The sequence below is a fragment of the uncultured Holdemanella sp. genome, assembly GCF_958348295.1.
Lineage (GTDB): Bacteria > Bacillota_I > Bacilli_A > Erysipelotrichales > Erysipelotrichaceae > Holdemanella.
In genome coordinates, this window is record NZ_CATVYQ010000022.1 from 12,741 (window position 1) to 32,588 (window position 19,848).

The window sequence follows — 19,848 nt, forward strand, 5'->3', positions numbered from 1 at the left end:
TCATTCCTCCAATACATTCGCAATAACTAAACCTAATATTCCGGCTAATAGCTTCACAACCACAAACCAAGTCACACTTGCAGGATTGACTGAGGCAATAAAACCGAGTTGTCCACCAAACACAAAGGCTCCACTTAGTGAAAAGGCTGCATTTAAAATTTTACCCTTCCTATTCATTTTACTAAATAATGGTAACATCGCAATGCTTGTTCCAAAAGATAAAATAATTCCCATCACTGAATATTTATCAATATTTAGAATTTGACCTACTCTTTCAATCTGAGTTGAAAACTTTCTTAATATAATCTCACAAAACACCAAAGAACCACACACAATGATACTCATTTGAAATACAATGCGTAAAGCTTCATTAATCAATGTCGCATTTGTGAAGTTCATATTGAAAAAGAAAGTAAGACAAACTAGGAAAAAGAAAATATAGCCTACGATTTGTACAAGCTTCGAAAACAAAGTTAAAACCACAATGAGTGTTTTAAATGATATAAAGAATAAACCTATCAAAATAGCACAAATAAAAATAACCGGTAAAAATGTAAGAATAAAGTGATCAATTTTTAATAAAAAACCACTCACAATAAGAATAGGTAATAATCCTAAAATACCATAAACAACGCCTTTTAAATAGTGACTCAAATCATCTGTATCCAATTCATTTAAAAAGAGTGGCAATTGAAAACTAATTAAGCATCCTAAAGTGGACGTTAATAATACACCACAAAAGATAAGCACACTTTCAGAATGTGTCATCGACTCTATAATGGAATATCCACCAAGATCTGGCGCCAACAAACTTGAAATAATCATTTCTTTATTTTTGAAAAGAGTGGCATGACCATTTAAAAACGCAATCGCTATACAATAAAAACCTCCAACACTCATCATAAAATCGCCCATTGTGATAATGCCTCGATCAAAAGAAGTGGCTAATCCAAGTCGATTCTTAAACATCTTGTCAAATAAGCCTAAAGCGGCAAAGCATAATAAAATAAAAATAATCGGATTCATGCATTCATTCTATTATAAGAATGAAAAAAAGTCGAAGAAAATTTCTTCGACTAATGTGCGTTACTTGCCGCAACCTTAACTCTAGACCACAAATCCGCAATGATCTTTCGTGTAGTTTCATCATATTGGAATACTTCATCTTTATCGTAACCAGCACGAGGTGTATATGCGTTGATACCATCATAATCTCCGCCTTTGCCACCAAGTTCTTCCATAACTTCTTTATTTGGTGAAGTATATCCAACATAACTTGAATTATCCATAGCTGCATCATAGCTAGTGATATAACGAATAAACTCATTCGCAAGCTTAGGATTCTTCGCATTCTTTGGAATAACCATCGCATCTGACCATAAGTTTGTTCCACTTGTTGGCATATAGAATCCCATATTTTCATTTTCTGACATGACATAAGCCGCATCTCCAGAATAAATAAGTCCAAGAGCCTTTCTTGCCTGTGCCATATTATCAATAATTTCATCTGTTACAATTTCTGGATCCATTGTCTGAACACATTGTACCAACCAGTTGAATGCCTCGTTCAATTCATCCTCACTTGTCGTATTCATTGAATATCCAAGTGCTTTTAATGCCATCATAAATGAATCTCTTTCAGAATCATATAGATAGATATCTCCTTTATATTTCTGATCTAAGAAAATATTCCAACCCTCATTTTCCAAATCCTCTTCAGATACTTTTGTCTTATCATACACAATACCAACAGTACCCCAGAAGTAAGGAATTGAATATTCATTCTTTGGATCATAAGGAAGTCCCTTGATTGCATCTGACAATTCACTTAAGCACTCTTTACGTGTTTCAGGTTCTAATTTTTGAAGCATATCTTCCTGCATCATTCTTTGAATCATATAATCACTAGGAACTAATACATCATACGCATCGCCATTGGCAACCTTGATATACATTTGTTCATTTGAATCAAAGTTATCCATAACGACTTTAGCCCCTGTTAATTCTTCAAAACCAGAAATAATATTTTCTCCAGTATATTCACCCCAGTTATATACATGTAAAGTCTGTCCTGCATATGGTAAAGAACTTGCTGATTTATTTAAGCCAAATAAAGAAGCCACTAAACCAACGACTACAACACCTGCAACAGCCCATTTCCAAGGTTTATTTTGTTTTGAAGGACTTGTCTTTTTACGAATGATAGGTAAGATATTCACAATTGTTAATGTGATTGTGATCAACAAGACAACTAATGTACTAATCGCATTTACACTTGGGTTGATACGCTTAGACATTGTATACACCATAATACTCAAGTTTTTCACGCCTTGACCCGTTACAAAATATGAAATAACGAAATCATCAAAAGACATTGTGAACGCAATCAAAGCACCTGAAACAATCCCTGGCATAATTTGAGGTACAATAACTTTTACTAAAGCCTGCCAAGGTGTAGCCCCAAGATCCATTGCAGCATCTGCCAAGTTTGGATCTAGTGATTTGATCTTTGGCATAATACTCAAAATCACATATGGAATACAGAAAGCAATATGCGCAAGTAACAATGTCACAAATCCCTTTTCAATCTGGAATGTGATAAATAAAAGCATCAATCCAATGGCTGTAACAATTTCAGGGTTCATGATTGGAAAGTCATTAACTTGACTCACAAAAGCACGCAATACTTTTTTTGATTTTGATAAACCAATCGCAGTAATCGTACCAATAATTGTAGAAATAACGGTTGCCAATAAGGCAATCACAATTGTGACATACAAAGATTCCATCATACCGTGGTTTTTAAGCATAGCCTCATACCAACGCAATGAAAATCCTGTAAAATGTGTTAATGATTTTGAACTATTGAAGGAAAAAATAACCATGAATAATATTGGTGCATAAAAGAACACCAATAATAAAGCCATGCCTACTTTACCTAATACTCTCTTATCTTTCGACATGTCTATTTTTCCTCCTTATTACGCTCTTCCAATTTTCTTACAAGCATCATTAAAAGCATCATAATTACAGCCATAATCATTGAAATTGCTGAACCAAAATTCCATTCTCCAACTGTAATGAATTGATTTTCAATCACGTTACCAATTAAGAAGAATTGTCCTCCACCCAATAATTTAGGAATGAAGAATGAACTTACAGCAGGTAAGAATACTAGTGTAATACCTGAAACAACACCAGGTAAAGAAAGTGGGAAAATAACTTTCCAGAATGTTTGGAATTTGTTGGCGCCCAAATCTTGTGCAGCTTCTAATAAAGATTTATCCATCTTCGTTAAAGCTGTATTGATCTGTAGAATCATAAATGGCAAGAAGTTATATACCATACCAATCAACACGGCAGCTTCTGTATATAAAAGTTCAGTGTGAATCCCAAACAAACTCAAAAAACTGCTAATAATACCATCACTTGATAAAATTCCAATCCATGCGTATGTTCTTACAAGCATATTGATCCATGTAGGAAGTGTAATCGCAAGAACTAAGATTTGTTGAACTTTAGGACTATTCTTTGAAATAAAATACGCAATTGGATAGCCAATCAACAAACAAATAATCGTTGTCTTAACCGCAATCCATAATGATCTCCATAAAATCAATAAGAAATCTTTGTCTGTAAAGAAACGAATATAGTTATCAAATGTAAGTTTAAAATGTACAATACTGTTGCCTTGCTGAATGACTGAATAAAACGCAATCAGCAACATCGGAAGCAACAACATAATACAAGCCCAAACAATATAAGGAATTGCTAATTGTTGAAATTTTTTCATTGCCTAGAATCCCATTTTCTCCATAACATGAATATCTTCTGCAAAGAAAGTAAGTCCGACTTCTTTTCCTTCCTCTACATAATCTGTTGTATGAATCTTAAATTCACGTCCCGTTGTCCAGAAAGTAACCTTATAAACACCTTCCGTAATTGTTTCAGGATCAAAATCATAATCAACATCTAGATCCACTGTCTCATTTTCATCATCCAACTTCCAACCTTGTGCATTCGCCCAAGTCTTCAAATCTGTATCAATAGCCATAGATTCCTTGATTTCATCGACTGTTTTAAAGAAGTTAAATGCAGATACAGCTTCATTAGCCTTCTTATTTTCAACAACTCTTTGATCTACAACCCAAATCTTACGGGTAATCGAAGTTTTATTATTTGTTGAGAAAGTAACAGTATATTCTCCTACTTCCTGTTTTAAATCTGTATCAATATCATGAATCGAAATAAATTCATCGGTTTCAGGATTCCAAGCCTGTGCATCAGCACGCGCAATGATTTCCTTATCATCAATATCCTTCATATCTTCTAAGTCTAAATAGAAGTCATTGGCAGAAATCTTTTCTTTTCCATCCTCACTAGTGATCGCATAGTTCTTATTAACATGCATATTTACAGTAACGTGTGTACCAGGAACTGTTTCCACCATAATTTCATAGTGAACACCCTTAAATAGTACACTTTCAACTTCACCAGTCATCTTGCCATCTTTTACATCCACAATATCAATATCTTCTGGACGAATCACAACATCCACTGGTTCATTTTCTTTATATCCTACATCCACACAGTCAAATGTAATATCATCAAAACGTACTTTTTTATCGCAAATCATACGAGCCGGAATAATATTACTTTCACCAATAAACTTGGCAACATATTGATTGACAGGCTCATTATAAATATCTTCTGGACTACCAACCTGTTGAATCTCGCCATCTTTCATAATAACAATCTTATCCGACATTGTTAGTGCTTCTTCTTGATCATGCGTAACAAAAATAAATGTGATTCCTACTTCTTGTTGAATCTTTTTTAGTTCATACTGCATTTCTTTACGAAGCTTTAAGTCTAATGCACTTAAAGGCTCATCCAACAGTAATACACTTGGCTCATTAACTAAGGCACGTGCAATCGCAACACGTTGCTGCTGACCACCAGATAATAAAGTAACATCTTTATTTTCGAAACCTTCAAGACCAATCAACTTCAACATTTTCATGACCTTTTGATCAATTACGTCCTTACTCATCTTCTTGATTTTCAATCCAAACGCAATATTGTCATACACATTCATATGAGGGAATAATGCATATTTTTGGAAAACTGTATTCAACTCGCGCTTATAAGCAGGCACTTCACAGATATCTTCCCCATTTAAAATAACCTGTCCTTCACTTGGTTCTAAAAAACCACCTAAAATACGTAACAACGTTGTTTTTCCACATCCACTAGGCCCTAATAATGTGACAAACTCATTTTCATATATATCTAAATCAATACCCTTTAATACAACTTGTCCATCAAATTCTTTTACAATATGACGAAATTGAATTAATTTATTCTTTTCTTGTTCCATCTATGTTCTCTCCTTGTCAATTAAAATACAGGCGGTGTAGATACCCATAATACTTTGGCATCTACACTCGATACGTTTTCTAAATAATGTCCTTCCTTACCTGTAATATAGAAGGTTTCTTTTGACTTAACTTTTAGTCTTTTATTACCAACAACTAAAACAATACTGCCCTTTAAAATATAGCCAAATTCTTCACCCTCATGTGCCTTTACTTCCTGAGATTTTGCACCAGGCTTTAAAGTCAATAAAATAGGTTCCATCTGATTCTTTTGTGCATTAGGAATAATATATTCTGTAATATAATCATCTTGCTCATTCACAAAAAAATCCTGGGTATGAAAAACAATCTGTTCTTCTTTACTCGATTGAAAGAAATCCGCTAAATTCGTTCCTAGAGCTTCCAATATATTTTCTAATGCAGAAATATTTGGACTTGTTAAATCACGCTCTAATTGAGATAAAAAGCCTTTCGTTAATTCACTACGATTCGCAAGTTCTTCCAAAGTCAACCCATTCTGGGTTCGAAGCTCTTTTAGTTTTTTTCCTATTTTCATTCAATCACCCCTATTTGTTTTTTATACTAAACTTTTTGTTTCATTAAAAGAACAAATCTATTATATAGGAATCCATCAATTATGCAAGAAAAAAAGAGCAATTTTCTTGCTCCTAAGTTAATATTATTTAACACTTTCTGCATTACGCAAACGATACAACACACAACTAGTCATAACTGCTAAATATAAAGCTTCACTCATGCCTTGCGTCTGTAGTGTAAGAGGATAATTATCACGTATTATAAAATCCATGCTCACATTTGTTTGAATGGATATTTTTAATATTTTGTCCACATTGATCTGTCCCTCATCCCAATATTTCGATGTATTTCTTGTCACATCCATATACTCACCAAATTTGGTTTGTGATAAAGAAAAAATCACTTCTCGTACAAATCGCATACGATCTCCCATATCCGTTTGTAAATTATAATCAAAATCTTTAATTTTTTTACTTCTCTTTATATCCGTAAACAGTTCAGGATGAACCAATTTTATAATATCTTGAATTTGATTGATTGTTAAACCCTCTAAATTGATTGGTTGATTATACATTTTGTCAAAGAAAATAGAATCAATCGACTGGTTTTTTTTATCCGCTAGAAGCAAGACAATACGCGCCTGCATACGATCTTTTGAATGGATTTGTCTTCTAAAATTACGCAAGGACATATGTGCTGCTTGAGCAACTTCTTCTTCTGAAATATGATTATCTTCAATATATTTCACAATTTGTTTCATAAAAAAACACCTCCACGTTAAACATAGAGATGTTTGAGTTATTTGTACTCGACCAAAATTTCAAAATCAGTCGATGAAAATATTTTTTAAGCTTTCGTCGTATCGTCACTTTGAATATTCTTAATAATATCCGTTAAATCTGCCTCGTTGATTGCTCCATCATAGAAATCGTTCAACGTTTCAATCAAGCCTTTATCATCCGGTAAAACCGTTTCAAATACATCTTTCATATGCTCAGCTTCCATACTTGAACCTGCATACTTAACAGTCGCATGAATCAAAGAAGTATAGATGACATTGACTAACATTAAATGATATTTATTGTTATAACCTTCATTACGATTATCAATCACTGTATTTGCACTAATTAAAGCTGTACCTTGATATTGAGCTAAAGTTGGAAACTCTAAATAAAGTCCTTTTACCATTTTGTATGTCATTAATTTCAATGCATATACACACGCAAATTGTTCTAAATCGCCTAACATATACAAACGATTATCACTATCAAGGACCTTTTTAAAATTAATATCCAATAATCTTGCCAAAACATCACTTATACATTCTAAATTTGTCTTACAAACAACTTCCTGACGACCATCTAAATCCGTTGTAATTACGAATAAATCTCCTTCACGATCATAAAATATATTATCTGGATGTCTTAAATTCACCATATAAAACCCTCTTTTCTAACGAATGAAATTCGTACCCTTTCTTACTTCTTTTTCAGGTAAACCATACGTCTCTTTACCTAAGGCAATACTTCTCATTAAGAAAATCATATTACGAGCTAAAGCACGCATTGTTTGTTTACCCTCTTCATCTTGATTGGCCTCAAGCGCATTATTTCCATGAATCGAATTCCAATATTGACTCGAAACAACTGGCATACCACTAATTGTAAAATATTTATTCAATTCATCAAAAGTAGCACTCGCTCCACCTCTTCGACAAGACACTACACTTGCTCCTACCTTCATTGTCTTATCAAATCTTGCACTATAGAACAAACGATCAAGCACCGCAATCAAAGTTGCATTAGCACTTGCATAATATACAGGACTCGAAACCACTAATCCATCAGCCTCTTTGAATTTAGGTGCTAATTCATTGACAATATCATCATATACACATTTACCTAATTTCGTACATGCTCCACATGCCGTACACCCACGAATTGCCAAGTTTCCTACTTGTACAATCTCAGTTTCAATTCCATTTTCTTGAAATATAGCTTCCATTTCACGTAAAGCCAAATCATTTACTCCACTTTCATGTGGACTTCCATTCAACATTAAGACTTTCATATTTTCCTCCGAAAAAACCTATCTCTATTTTATCATTTGCGTCAACATGATAGAATATTATTTATGAAACATATAGTAACTGGAATATTAGCGCATGTTGATGCCGGAAAAACTACGTGCATCGAAAGTATGCTTTATACATCAAAGACAATTCGAAAATTAGGTCGTGTCGACCATCAGGATGCTTATCTGGATTATGATAATCAAGAACGAGAAAGAGGCATCACAATTTATTCAAAAGAAGCACATTTTCATTGGAAAGATAGTGAAATCTATTTAATTGATACACCAGGCCATGTTGATTTCTCAAGTGAAATGGAAAGAAGTCTTCAAGTATTGGATTTAGCCATTCTATTGATCAATGGTCAAGATGGCATTCAATCTCATACTTCAACGATTTGGAAATGTTTAAAACACTACAACATTCCTACATTGATTTTCATCAATAAAATGGATATTAGCTATAAGACAAAAGATGAATTAATGAAAGATTTAAAAATACATTTCTCTTCTAACTGCATTGATTTTAAATCTGAAGATACTGAAGATGAACTATCTATGTTGAATGAAGATATCATGAACCATTATCTTGAAACAGAAAAAATTGATTCTTCACTTCTTCAACAAGCCATATTTAAAAGAGAATGCTTCCCCGTATTTTTTGGTTCTGCCTTAAAAATTCAAGGCATTGAAGAATTAATGGATGCGATCATCGATTTATCTTTTATTAAAGAATATCCAGAAGAATTTGGTGCACGCGTATATAAGATTTCAAGTGACGAACAAGGCAATCGCTTAACCCATGTAAAGATTACAGGTGGTATATTAAATGCTAAAGATAAAGTGGGTGCAGATGAAAAAGTAGACCAGATTCGTTTATACAATGGAAAACAGTTTGATATGATTCAAACGGCCTATCCAGGCATGATTTGTGCTTTAAAAGGATTAAATAACTATGAAGTTGGTCAAGGTTTAGGCTTTGAATCCGATACGACAAAACCACTTTTAAATGCCTATATGAATTATCAATTATTACTTCCAGAAGGTGTAGATGCGCTTACTATGATGCGCTATTGTAGCGTACTAGCTCAAGAAGATCCACAACTACAAATTGAATATGATGAGCAGACAAAACAAATTTTTTTGCGTTTGATGGGATCGATTCAAATGGAAATTCTCCAAAAAGAAATTGAAAGAAGATCCAAAGTCAAAGTTGGATTCACAACAGGTAAAGTTTTATTTAAAGAAACTATCCAAGATACTGTCATTGGCGTAGGTCACTTTGAGCCTTTAAGACACTATGCCGAAGTCCATTTAAAACTTGAACCATTACCTAGAGGGAAAGGTCTTGTATTTGAATCCAATTGTTCCAATGATGATTTGGCTTTAAACTGGCAAAACCTAATTTTGACACATTTAAAAGAAAAACAACACAAAGGTGTTTTAACCGGATCACCTATTACGGATATAAAAATCACTTTAGTGGCAGGTAAAGCCCATTTAAAACATACAGAAGGTGGAGACTTTAGGCAAGCTACGTATCGTGCTATAAGACAAGGTCTAAAAGAAGCAGAGTCCATATTATTAGAACCGTATTATAGTTTTGAATTGATGGTTGAAAATCAATATGTTTCAAAAGCCTTATTTGATTTAGAAAACAAGCATTGTACTTTTAAAATCGAAGAGGACATGAACAATCTTGTTCATATCAAAGGAAAAGGGCCCGTACGAGAATTAATGGATTATCAAAAAGACGTCATAGCATACACAAAAGGTAAAGGGCAATTTATTTGTGAATTAGAAGACTATCACGAGTGTTTTGATCAAGAAAAAATCGTTGAAGAATCAAATTATGACAGTGAAGCCGATTTAAACAATCCAACTGGATCTATTTTCTGTGAACATGGAGCTGGATATTTTGTTCCTTGGGATGAAGTTAAAGAGCATATGCATATCCAAATCAAAGAAGCCAATAGTTCTTCTTATACTTCTTATGTGAAGCATACGGTTCATGAAGAGGAGTTAAAGAAAGTATTTAATTCGCTTGGTGGAAACAACAAGAAAGCTGAAAAGCCAATCAAGAAAAAGGCAAAAGTAGATTTAAATTTAAATCAGATTCATATTGAAGATAAAAAGCCAGAATGCTTAATGATTGATGGATACAATATGATTTATGACTGGCAAGATCTAAAAGATATTGCCAAAGTCAATATTGAATCCGCTCGTGACGAATTGATCAATCGAATCTCAAATTACCAAGGCTATAAACGAATCAAAGTGATTTTAGTATTTGATGGTTATCGCGTTAAAAATAATACAGGTTCCCATTTCAATCAAGGAAATCTAGATATTATTTATACAAAATACAATCAAACAGCCGATAGTTATATTGAAAAAGCTGTACATGATTTAAAGAAAAAATATGAGTTATCCGTTGCGACAAGTGATGGTTTGATTCAAAATGCGATTCTTGCGAATGGCGCCAAAAGAATCTCGGCTCGCGAACTTGAGATTTCCGTAAAAAACATAAATAAACGTGCACTTTCATACCTAAAGAAGTAGTTTATGTTATAATTAAGTGGCGAAAACTCCATAGCTTGCTGTGGAGATGAAAGCCACTTTTTGTGAAGTGGACATACTCAAATCGCTATAAGAAGTTGAGAACGAAACATACAGAACTATGCAGAATCAATGCGATCAATCGACATTTAGCCATCCATGAAGATGTAAATGAATTAAGAAACTTAGGGACTATCTTTGTGACAGGGCCAAAGAATGCCAAGAAACTGCAGAAGAAAGCTAAAACTGGAAAGCGTAAGAAAAGATTTGGAAGATCTATAAAAAATAGATGTCCAGGCTATTTTCAGAGTCAGGCTAAAAGAAAGTTTAGAATCTATGTTGAAGTGCCAAATGATTATAAAGCAAGTCAATATGATCATACGAGTGATGAATACATTAAGAAATCGTTGTCACAAAGAATGTATAAACTGCAAGATGGAACAATGGTACAAAGAGATCTATATTCGTCCTTTCTTTTGTACTGCATTGATCTAAATACAAACAAAATCGATAAGAACAAGTGTATTCATGAATTTGAGAAACAGTATAAAAATCAAAATGAAACGATTGAATATATCCAAATGAATCAGATCAAAGTCATGAACAGTGGAATAAGAGTAAATTAAATAAATGTTAAATAGGGAGATTGACTATGCTTCCATGTAGAGATACAGAAAACAATCGATAATGTGCTAAATGTAGTGCTTGATTGTAGAGTTCACTGCTCCAACAGAAAGACAGGAATCCAAAGTTTGAAAATAATGTACGATTGCTGCATAATGTTGTCAGTTCAGAACCCTCACTGCTTGCGGTGAGGAGTAGTCAGAATAGCGAAAAAGATGGAGGAATTTAATTATGACAAGAAAGATTGCCATTATTGGAGCCGGTCCTGCTGGCTATACATTAGCTCAAGAGCTTGTTAAAGCAGAAAATGAGTATCAAATCGACATTTTCGATAAGGAAGCTGAAATAGGTGGAGCCATTTATACTGGTATTCCTGAATATCGTATGCCAAAAACATTCTTAGAAAAAGCCTACAATGGACTCGTTGAAGCTGGTGTTAAATTCCATTTTAATACTTTTGTAGATCAAGCTATGTTTAAAGAACTACAAGCAGACTATGATTATGTGGTTGTAGCCATTGGTGCTCAAATTGAAAATACTTTTGGTTTTGAAACAGGCAATGGTGTCGTTGCTGGATTAACGCTACTTTATGATTTAAACATCAACCACAAACAAGCAGACTTTAAAAAATATAAAAAGGCTATTGTTTGGGGTGGAGGAAATGTCGCAATGGATTGTGCAAGATCTTTAGTTCGTATTATTGATGATGTAACAATCGTGTATCGTAGATCTTTACAGGAAATGCCTGCAAGCCCGGCAGAAATCAAAGCATGTGAAAAAGAAGGGGTTAAGATTGCTTTCTTAAACAACATCAAAGACATTTTAAAAGATGAAAATGGAAATGTTTGTGGTGTTCAAGTTGCGAAAATGGAACTTGGGGAGATGGATGAATCAGGAAGAGCAAGCTGTCATGAAGTAAAAGATTCATTATTCACAATGGATTGTGATTTAGTTGCGATGGCTATTGGTCAAAAAGTAGATTTCACACCATTAAATAACGATTTAAAAGTAACCGATACACACGCATCTTCATTAGAGAATGTATATATTATTGGAGATGCCTTTACAGGACCAAAAACAATTGGTAGTGCTGTAATGGAAGGTAAAAAGATTGCCAAAGAAATCGAGGCAAAATACAACGAAGGAACGAAATAATAAAAATCGTTCCTTTTTTTGTGTTTTAATGTTTTTTTCACATTGACCACTTAAAATAGTAATTGGAACATACAAGCAGCAAGCATATGTATACTTCTGGGAATGGATTTATCATTGCATTTTAATGACAATCCCAGAGTGCGTATAAGAACCTCTGGCATCATTAGGAGGTGGTAGTCATGAACAATTACGAATTGTTAGTCCTAATTGTATCTGTATTAGGCATTTACACAACTCTAATTGGCTTTGTGATTCAGCTTTTGGTTGAATTAATCAAACGAAAATGAATAAACAAAATAAAAACTACCTACGCCAACTCTAGCAAAGTTTGTAGGTAGTTTTTACTACAACTATTCCCAGAAACATATTTGTATGTTCCTTTTTGCATGTCTATTATATCACAAACGCTTTTCAAATCCACCATCAATTTCTTGATCCTCGCTAATTGTTACGAATGCCTTTGGATCAATTTCATTGACTATTTTTTTGAAGTTACGAATCTCATACTTATTTACAGCACAAAATAAAATATACTGTTCCGTATCTGTATATGCACCTTTACCCATCCAATACGTTACACCACGACCAGTTCTTTCCATAATCACATTCTTCATATTTTCTTTCTTTGTGAAAATCAATACGGTCATGTTGATATTCTGATAATGGATACGATCACTAATAAAATAAAGTATAGCCACAAAAATAATGGAATATAGTGATGTTTGTAAATCAAAAATAAAGGCACAAATTGTAAATAAGATTGAATTAATAATAATCGATAGCTTACCTACAGAAAAGCCAGGTTTTATCTTCGATAAACAAACACCTGCAATATCCATACCTCCACAACATCCGCTGCTCTGTAAGGCAAGTCCTACTCCAATGCCACACATCAAAGCTCCAAAAATACAATTTGAAAGCATGTCTGGCATAATCACAATAGATTGTTTTGGCAAAATAGATAGAGTAATGGTTTGCACCACTAAACTAATGACAGTCTTGATACAAAACTCTTTATTCATAATTTTAAAGCCCATAATGAACAAAGGAATATTGATCATAAAGTTAATGATACCCACCAAATTCATATGCCCAAGACTTGGCGCCATCTTCACAATAAAATACTCAATGATCTGTGCAATACCAATGGCACCTCCAAAGTTGATTCCATTAGGTGTCACAAACAAATAAATCCCTAGTGAAAGTAAGATACTTCCTATAATTAACTCAATATACTTTTCAATATTTTCTCTCATTTTTTACCTCAGCCTAATCTACATACATAGCTAAGTATAATGGAAGAGTTATTTTTTTGCCATTAATTCCACAATTTCCGTTCACAAATTTATATCCATAAGGAATATCTTCATTCTTCAACAATTGATTCATTGATTGCGAACGATTATTTCCTGCCTTTACTTCGACTGGAATTACTTTTGCGTTTTGTTCAATCAAAAATTCTATTTCAAGATTCTTATTTTGGTAATAATGAAGCGAATGATGGCTTTTCATTAAAATATCCGCTATTAAATTTTCATATATACCACCCTTTACCGGACCCGTCAAAGTATCATTTAATATGGCTTGTTTCATTTCAAAACCATACATTGCGACTAGCAACCCTAAATCCGTTAAATACATCTTAAAGAATTTATCTTTTTCATATCCAACTAAAGGAAATCGACAGGCAGATACATTTTTGCAAAGCCATACAAGCCCAGCATCTCTTAACCACTCAATACTATTTTCAAATTTTCTTGCGGTAGCCTTAGATTCCACAACAGAAAACTGAAATTTTTTATTTTCCTTTGCGAGTTGCTTCGTAATAGACATGTAACAATTCTTTACCTTTGGTTTTTCAGATGATGAAGCATACTTCGAAATATCATCCATATAACTTAAAATAATTTGTTCCTGGACTTTTTGTACTTGTCCAAAATGGTTTGAATCTAAATATGTTTGCACAACAGCAGGCATTCCTCCTACGACGATATATTCTCGAATCAATCGCATGAATTGATTATGTATTTCATCAGGAATTCTTTCTTTTGAATCATAATATTTTTTTAATATCGCTAATGAATTTTCATTATATCCTTTTGCCCACAAGAATTCTTCAAAATCTAAACCATACATTGTAACTGACAACTCATAGCCTACCGGTATGCTCGTTACTTCTTTATAGCTGATACCTAATAAGGATCCACTTGCGACTACATCATATCTATTATCTAACGCCAAAAATTTCAATGCCGTACGCGCATTCGGACATTCTTGAATCTCATCTAAAAAAATTAATGTTTTACCTTCGATAAATCGTATATGAGGCATCACCAATGTCATTCGTGAAAATATTTCCTCAGCCGATAATGAATTTTCAAATATGGTCTTTAACTGTGGATTCTCAATAAAATTTAAATAAATATAACTCTTATAATTTTTCCTTCCAAAATAATCAATAATATACGTTTTACCAATTTGCCTTGCACCACGAACCAATAAACACTCTTGATTTTTTTCTTTTGACCACTTCAGCAATGTATTATAAAACTTTCTTCTTAACATAGATACCTCCTAGCCCCATTATATCATTTTTGCATATTTTTAGAGGATATTTTTTACCTTTGTGCATATTTTTATAGGATATTTTTTATATTTTTGCATATTTTTCAACGTTATTTTTAATTCAAATACATGTTTTTTTTAAACTTACTTAAAAAAGGCCAGAAAATTTAATTCTGACCTATATACTTATTTAATTTTCACTGTATCCATTGAATTAAACCATCTATATGTGGATGTTGTATGCATTCCTTTTACTTTTTTATTTCGTAATCCATATACTTTTACACCATCCGTTGGAATAAATCCACAAAGATCAGCTTGAACGATCATTGCCTGTTTAAATGCTTGTGCACTTGTTTCTGAATCAGAAGTATAAGTTCCTGCATCTAGATATGCATCCAATTGAGAATCATTTAAACGTGGGAAGTTGTCAATAGCTTTTGATTTTAGTAAATAATTCATACCCGTATCTTCAGGACTACCATAAGAGAGTCCTACCCATCCTGCATCCCAATCACCTAATGCACTATCATCACTGATTGTAGAAACAACTGTATTAAATTCCATTGTACTCGCCTTTAATTCAACACCAATTTCTTGCCAGTCCTTTTGAAGAATAGGAATCATTGAATCCATATTATCTTTTTCTTTGATTGATAAAAAGCGAATAGAAAGACGCACTCCATCTTTTTCTCGAATTCCATCTGCACCAACTTTCCAACCAGCATCATCCAATAATTGTTTTGCCTTTTCTGGACTATATTCATATGTATTTAATCCATCTAGCTTTTCTTTACCCGTCACAACATCACCACAAGTTTTACTTACCGGATTACCCAAACTACTTGGTACATAGGCCATGGCTTCATCAGACCCTTCCAAACTATAGTAACTATCTATGTATGCTTGACGGTCAAATCCATAGGCTAAAGCTTGTCGTACAGCTTGCTCTTTACATGGTCCTTGAGCAGTATTCAAATAAAGCCAATTTGTTCGATCCCCATTATAGCTATCCAACGTTAAATCTTTGTTTTTACTCTGAATAACCGAACTAATTTTATCCGCATCTGTTACATCAGGAATGTAATCTACTGTTCCTTTTTCTAACTCTTTTACTTCCGTTGAAGAATCCGTTTTCTTAATCATGATTTTTGAAACACTATACTGTCCTTTTTTTGTTTTGAAATAAGGATTCTTTTCTAATGAAGCACCTACCGATTTATCATACGATTTCAATACATAAGGACCAGTTCCCATAGGCTTCGTATTATTCTTTTCAATCTTAGCCGTTTTTCCCTTTTTATAGTTTAATGTTTGATCTGAGCATATTCTTTGTGTACCCAAAATACTTTCAGCATCGATTCTTGGCTTTTCTAAATGAAATACAACCGTATAATCGTCTGGTGTTTCAATACCCTCTAAATCTTTAGCATCCCCATCATGATATTCGGTATATCCCTTCACAAAATCCACATTGCTTGAATACAATCCAGTATAACTAGGATCAGCCATAACGCTAAATGTATCTTTAACATCTTTTGATGTTAATTTAGATCCATCACTAAATTTAATACCCTTCTTTAACTTAAATGTCAAAGTTGCACCATCTTCAGAAATCAGTGGTAATTCACTAGCCAAATCACATACAAGATTCTGATCTTTATCATACTTCAACAAACCTTGGTAGACCAACGATACTACACTATTATCATTTAGTGTACGATAATATAAAGGTGAAAAATCACCATTCATTTCTGAAGACAATCCGACTGTCAACGTTTGTCCTTGATTCGAACTATTACCTGCGGAACAGCCTGCAAGTACAAATGCCATACACATGGCTACTACACTTCGTTTTCTCATAATATCTTACCTCCAAATCTGTGTGTACGACCTATTATACATTATTTTCATATTGTTTCAAGCATTTTGTAAGTATTTTCATTTGCTATTAACATTAGTTAATATCATACTTTATATAAAGTGTTTTTTAATATGTAAGTAATTATTATTCTTTCAGAAAGCACTTGCATTTATTGTTTGTTTAGAGCATAATACTATGTAAATTGAGAAAAGGAGTATATTTATGAGTAAAATTTTTGTACATGCTAAAACAATGATAGATGGTGTGAGTGATACACCTAAATTTGATCAATTGATCACTTGTGAAGATGGAAAAATCACAGCTATTGAACCATATCATGCAATCGATGAAGATGTAGTCGAGGCAAATGTTGTAACGCCAGGCTTCTTTAACTGTCACGTTCATATTATGGAACCTGTTGGCTTTGGAACCGATAAAGAATTCACTTTTGTTGAAAAAACATTCTACACACAAAAACACTTAGAAGATTATATCAACAGTGGTGTTACTTTTATTCGTGTTGTAGGAACAGAAAATGATTATGATATGGACATTCGCGATTGCGTAGACGCAGGACTTGTCAAAGGGCCACACATGTTATGTGCTGGACGATGCATTTGTATGACAGGAGGACACGGTTGGCAAGGAGGTATTGAAGCCGATGGTGTCGATGAATGTAGAAAAGCTGCTAGAACATTACTTAAAAAAGGTGTTGATTTAATTAAAGTTATGGCAACAGGTGGTGTTATGACAAAAGGTGTAGAACCTGGAAGTGCTCAATTAACACAAGAAGAAATGGCAGCCATTATTGAAGAGGCTCATAAAGCAGGAAGAAAAACAGCTACCCACGCACAAGGAACACAAGGAATTAAAAATGCATTATACGCAGGTATCGATTCCATTGAACATGGAATTTTCTTAGATCAAGAATGCATTGATTACATGAAAGAACACGGTACATACTTAGTTCCAACACTAGTTGCTCCTCAATGCATCGTTGAAAAAGGTGTAGAAGCTGGTATTGCCGATTACATGGTCAAAAAAGCTATTTATGTCAAAGACGCACACGTTGAAAGCTTCAAAAAAGCTTATGCGCAAGGCGTTAAAATTGCCTTAGGTACAGATGGTGGTACACCATTTAACTACCACAACAACACAGCTTATGAATTCGAATTAATGGAAAAATATGGCGTAGATCGTATGGACATTTTAAAAATTGCGACACACAATTCAGCAGACTGCTTAGGTGTTTTAGATGATTATGGAACTCTTGAAGTTGGTAAAAATGCCGATTTAGTTTGTTTAAAAGAAAATCCTTTGGATGCAATTTCAAACGTTCGAAAGATTGATAAAGTCATCAAAGACGGTGCTGTTGTAGTCGAAAAATAATCAGATTTACTTTGTTTAGGGATGATTCGATTCATCCCTTTTTTTCATAAGAAAAGGGCCATATCCACTATGACCCAACACTATTTATCTTTAATTTGATAATACAAATGACAAATTGCCATGACAGGATGATATACTAACATTCTAGGACCTGAAAATCGCATTACTTTACGAATCTGTTCCCTTTTATCCTTCTTGTAACAATGTACCTTGCATTGCGAACAAAATGTTTTCGTTTCCATAAACGGACATTTTTTTATACGCATCTTTGCATATTCATATAATCCTAAGCACTCAGGACACAATTCTTTTTCTCTATGAATTTTTCTACAATACAAGTGTATCATTTCGTACACTGTACGCATTTCTTTTTCTCGCTTATCCATTAACTGGTACTATGTCAAGAAAAAGGACTCATAAAATAGATAAATTTTAAATTCTAATGCTTTGAATAAAAATTATTCTCATATTGATTTGGCGATTCATAACCGCAATGACTATGAATTCGTATTGTGTTGTAGAATGTTTCAATATATTCGAAACACAAATCATATGCATGATCATAATCATAAATTAAAGTACGATTTAACCATTCTCTTTTTATTACTGAATGAAAAGATTCTATGCATGCATTGTCCCAAGGTGTGCCTTTCTTTGAATAACTTAGTATCAATCCTTCGGTTAATTTTTTATAAAGTTTGCTTGTATAATGTACTCCTCTATCTGAATGAATAATTACAGGATCTGCTGTTTTTCTGCGCTTTCTAGCCATTTCTATACATTTCAACACTTCTTCTACTTCCAGTGTCTTTGATAGCGTCCATGCAATTATTTTTCTTGAATATAAATCCATTACACTTGTAAGGTATACAAATCCTTCCAAGGTAAATATATACGTTATATCTGTACACCATGCCTCATTTGGCTTGCTTGGTGAAAAGTCTCTTTTTAATATGTTATGCAGCTTTGTTGAAAAATCACTATCAAAGGTTGTTTTTACATATGGCTTAATGTAACAGGCTTTGATACCCATTTCTCGCATATATACGCCTACTGTTCTTTCCGATATTTTTTCACCTTGTTTTTGCATCTCTTTTGCTATCTTTGGGGCACCATAAATTTGATGATTATCGTCATATATAGCTTGAATTGTTTGAATTCTATTTTTCTTTGATATAGATTGCTTGCTAGGTTTTCGATGCAGATAATTGTAATATCCTGATTTTGACAAATGTAGCTTACTTAGCACTCCAGTCACTGAAAAATCTTTGTCGACTTTAGACTCTTCAGAGACAAGACAGTACAGAACTTGTGTTATTCTCCCAGAATGCTGATGGCTTTTTTTAGGATTTCAAGAGCATCTTGCGTATCCTTTAATTCACGTTTTAAACGCCTGTTTTCAAGCTCGGCCTCTGTTAGATTCCCTGAACCTTTAAATGTTGCCTGGTTGTTATTGGCTTTAGCTTCTTGCTTCCATCTATATAAAGTACTATCTCCAATGCCTAAATTTTTCGCACATTCTTTACGACTTAGTTCTGGATGTGTTAAACAATAATTGACTGCATTTTGTTTAAATTCTTGATCAAACTGTTTCTTTTTATTTGCCATTTTCTTTTGCCTTCCTTCGTCTGTAAATCATCCTCTTTCTATTGTACCACTGGTGTAAATTTTCTCTTTTTGACTAGTCCTATTTATATGCTAACATCA

Annotated in this window: 18 protein-coding genes; 4 read left to right on the forward strand and 14 right to left on the reverse strand. The window is 33.4% G+C overall.

Annotated features, from left to right (window positions below; translation table 11 throughout):
• The 8 genes from eutH to Q3907_RS05500 all read right to left on the reverse strand — a co-directional run bounded on the left by eutH (nt 1) and on the right by Q3907_RS05500 (nt 7,985).
• The gene (eutH, locus tag Q3907_RS05465; protein ID WP_301897591.1) at nt 1-1,026 is read right to left on the reverse strand and encodes an ethanolamine utilization protein EutH; all 1,026 of its coding nucleotides are present in this window, start codon (nt 1,024-1,026) and stop codon (nt 1-3) included.
• Between the two features lie 50 nt (nt 1,027-1,076).
• A complete protein-coding gene (locus Q3907_RS05470) occupies nt 1,077-2,963 on the reverse strand; it encodes an extracellular solute-binding protein (RefSeq protein WP_301897592.1) in 1,887 nt (628 codons plus the stop codon).
• Between the two features lie 2 nt (nt 2,964-2,965).
• The gene (locus Q3907_RS05475; protein WP_295644036.1) at nt 2,966-3,793 is read right to left on the reverse strand and encodes an ABC transporter permease; all 828 of its coding nucleotides are present in this window, start codon (nt 3,791-3,793) and stop codon (nt 2,966-2,968) included.
• Between the two features lie 3 nt (nt 3,794-3,796).
• Entirely contained in the window at nt 3,797-5,380 is a 1,584-nt protein-coding gene (locus tag Q3907_RS05480) for an ABC transporter ATP-binding protein (RefSeq protein WP_003865298.1), read from the reverse strand.
• 20 nt (nt 5,381-5,400) lie between these two features.
• Complete coding sequence (locus tag Q3907_RS05485; RefSeq protein ID WP_301897593.1) at nt 5,401-5,934, reverse strand: helix-turn-helix domain-containing protein; 534 nt, start codon at nt 5,932-5,934, stop codon at nt 5,401-5,403.
• Between the two features lie 123 nt (nt 5,935-6,057).
• Nucleotides 6,058-6,675 (reverse strand): hypothetical protein, encoded by a 618-nt coding sequence (locus Q3907_RS05490; RefSeq protein WP_301897594.1) that lies wholly within the window; start codon nt 6,673-6,675, stop codon nt 6,058-6,060.
• A gap of 86 nt (nt 6,676-6,761) precedes the next feature.
• On the reverse strand, nt 6,762-7,352 hold the full coding sequence (locus tag Q3907_RS05495) for a hypothetical protein (protein ID WP_301897595.1): 591 nt from the start codon (nt 7,350-7,352) through the stop codon (nt 6,762-6,764).
• A 15-nt stretch (nt 7,353-7,367) separates the two neighbouring features.
• Nucleotides 7,368-7,985 carry a flavodoxin family protein gene (locus Q3907_RS05500; protein WP_301897596.1) on the reverse strand — a complete coding sequence of 206 codons (618 nt, stop codon included), beginning with the start codon at nt 7,983-7,985 and terminating at the stop codon, nt 7,368-7,370.
• Nucleotides 7,986-8,048: 63 nt separating this feature from the next.
• On the opposite strand from Q3907_RS05500, the gene Q3907_RS05505 reads away from it, so the two are divergent.
• The 3 genes from Q3907_RS05505 (at nt 8,049) to Q3907_RS05515 (ending at nt 12,323) form a co-directional block, all read left to right on the forward strand.
• Nucleotides 8,049-10,547 (forward strand): translation factor GTPase family protein, encoded by a 2,499-nt coding sequence (locus Q3907_RS05505; RefSeq protein ID WP_301897597.1) that lies wholly within the window; start codon nt 8,049-8,051, stop codon nt 10,545-10,547.
• A gap of 62 nt (nt 10,548-10,609) precedes the next feature.
• Complete coding sequence (locus Q3907_RS05510; RefSeq protein WP_301897598.1) at nt 10,610-11,170, forward strand: hypothetical protein; 561 nt, start codon at nt 10,610-10,612, stop codon at nt 11,168-11,170.
• A 229-nt stretch (nt 11,171-11,399) separates the two neighbouring features.
• Entirely contained in the window at nt 11,400-12,323 is a 924-nt protein-coding gene (locus Q3907_RS05515) for an FAD-dependent oxidoreductase (RefSeq protein WP_301897599.1), read from the forward strand.
• Between the two features lie 398 nt (nt 12,324-12,721).
• On the opposite strand, the gene Q3907_RS05520 is transcribed toward Q3907_RS05515, so the two are convergent.
• The 3 genes from Q3907_RS05520 to Q3907_RS05530 all read right to left on the reverse strand — a co-directional run bounded on the left by Q3907_RS05520 (nt 12,722) and on the right by Q3907_RS05530 (nt 16,751).
• Nucleotides 12,722-13,579, reverse strand: a complete 858-nt coding sequence (locus Q3907_RS05520) for a YitT family protein (RefSeq protein ID WP_301897600.1) — start codon at nt 13,577-13,579, stop codon at nt 12,722-12,724.
• 13 nt (nt 13,580-13,592) lie between these two features.
• Nucleotides 13,593-14,888, reverse strand: coding sequence for an ATP-binding protein (locus tag Q3907_RS05525; RefSeq protein ID WP_301897601.1), 1,296 nt, complete (start codon nt 14,886-14,888; stop codon nt 13,593-13,595).
• A 186-nt stretch (nt 14,889-15,074) separates the two neighbouring features.
• Nucleotides 15,075-16,751 carry an ABC transporter substrate-binding protein gene (locus tag Q3907_RS05530; RefSeq protein WP_301897602.1) on the reverse strand — a complete coding sequence of 559 codons (1,677 nt, stop codon included), beginning with the start codon at nt 16,749-16,751 and terminating at the stop codon, nt 15,075-15,077.
• Between the two features lie 223 nt (nt 16,752-16,974).
• Here Q3907_RS05530 and Q3907_RS05535 point away from each other — a divergent pair, with 223 nt between their 5' ends.
• The gene (locus tag Q3907_RS05535; protein ID WP_301897603.1) at nt 16,975-18,141 is read left to right on the forward strand and encodes an amidohydrolase family protein; all 1,167 of its coding nucleotides are present in this window, start codon (nt 16,975-16,977) and stop codon (nt 18,139-18,141) included.
• Between the two features lie 80 nt (nt 18,142-18,221).
• On the opposite strand, the gene Q3907_RS05540 is transcribed toward Q3907_RS05535, so the two are convergent.
• From Q3907_RS05540 to Q3907_RS05550, 3 genes are read right to left on the reverse strand one after another with little or no spacing between them, the layout of a single operon-like run.
• Nucleotides 18,222-18,527 carry a nitrous oxide-stimulated promoter family protein gene (locus tag Q3907_RS05540; RefSeq protein WP_295647246.1) on the reverse strand — a complete coding sequence of 102 codons (306 nt, stop codon included), beginning with the start codon at nt 18,525-18,527 and terminating at the stop codon, nt 18,222-18,224.
• Nucleotides 18,528-18,580: 53 nt separating this feature from the next.
• The gene (locus Q3907_RS05545; protein WP_367881495.1) at nt 18,581-19,459 is read right to left on the reverse strand and encodes an IS3 family transposase; all 879 of its coding nucleotides are present in this window, start codon (nt 19,457-19,459) and stop codon (nt 18,581-18,583) included.
• Nucleotides 19,456-19,749 carry a transposase gene (locus tag Q3907_RS05550; RefSeq protein ID WP_154573171.1) on the reverse strand — a complete coding sequence of 98 codons (294 nt, stop codon included), beginning with the start codon at nt 19,747-19,749 and terminating at the stop codon, nt 19,456-19,458. The genes Q3907_RS05545 and Q3907_RS05550 overlap by 4 nt, the downstream gene beginning before the upstream one ends.
• Nucleotides 19,750-19,848: the final 99 nt, after the last annotated feature.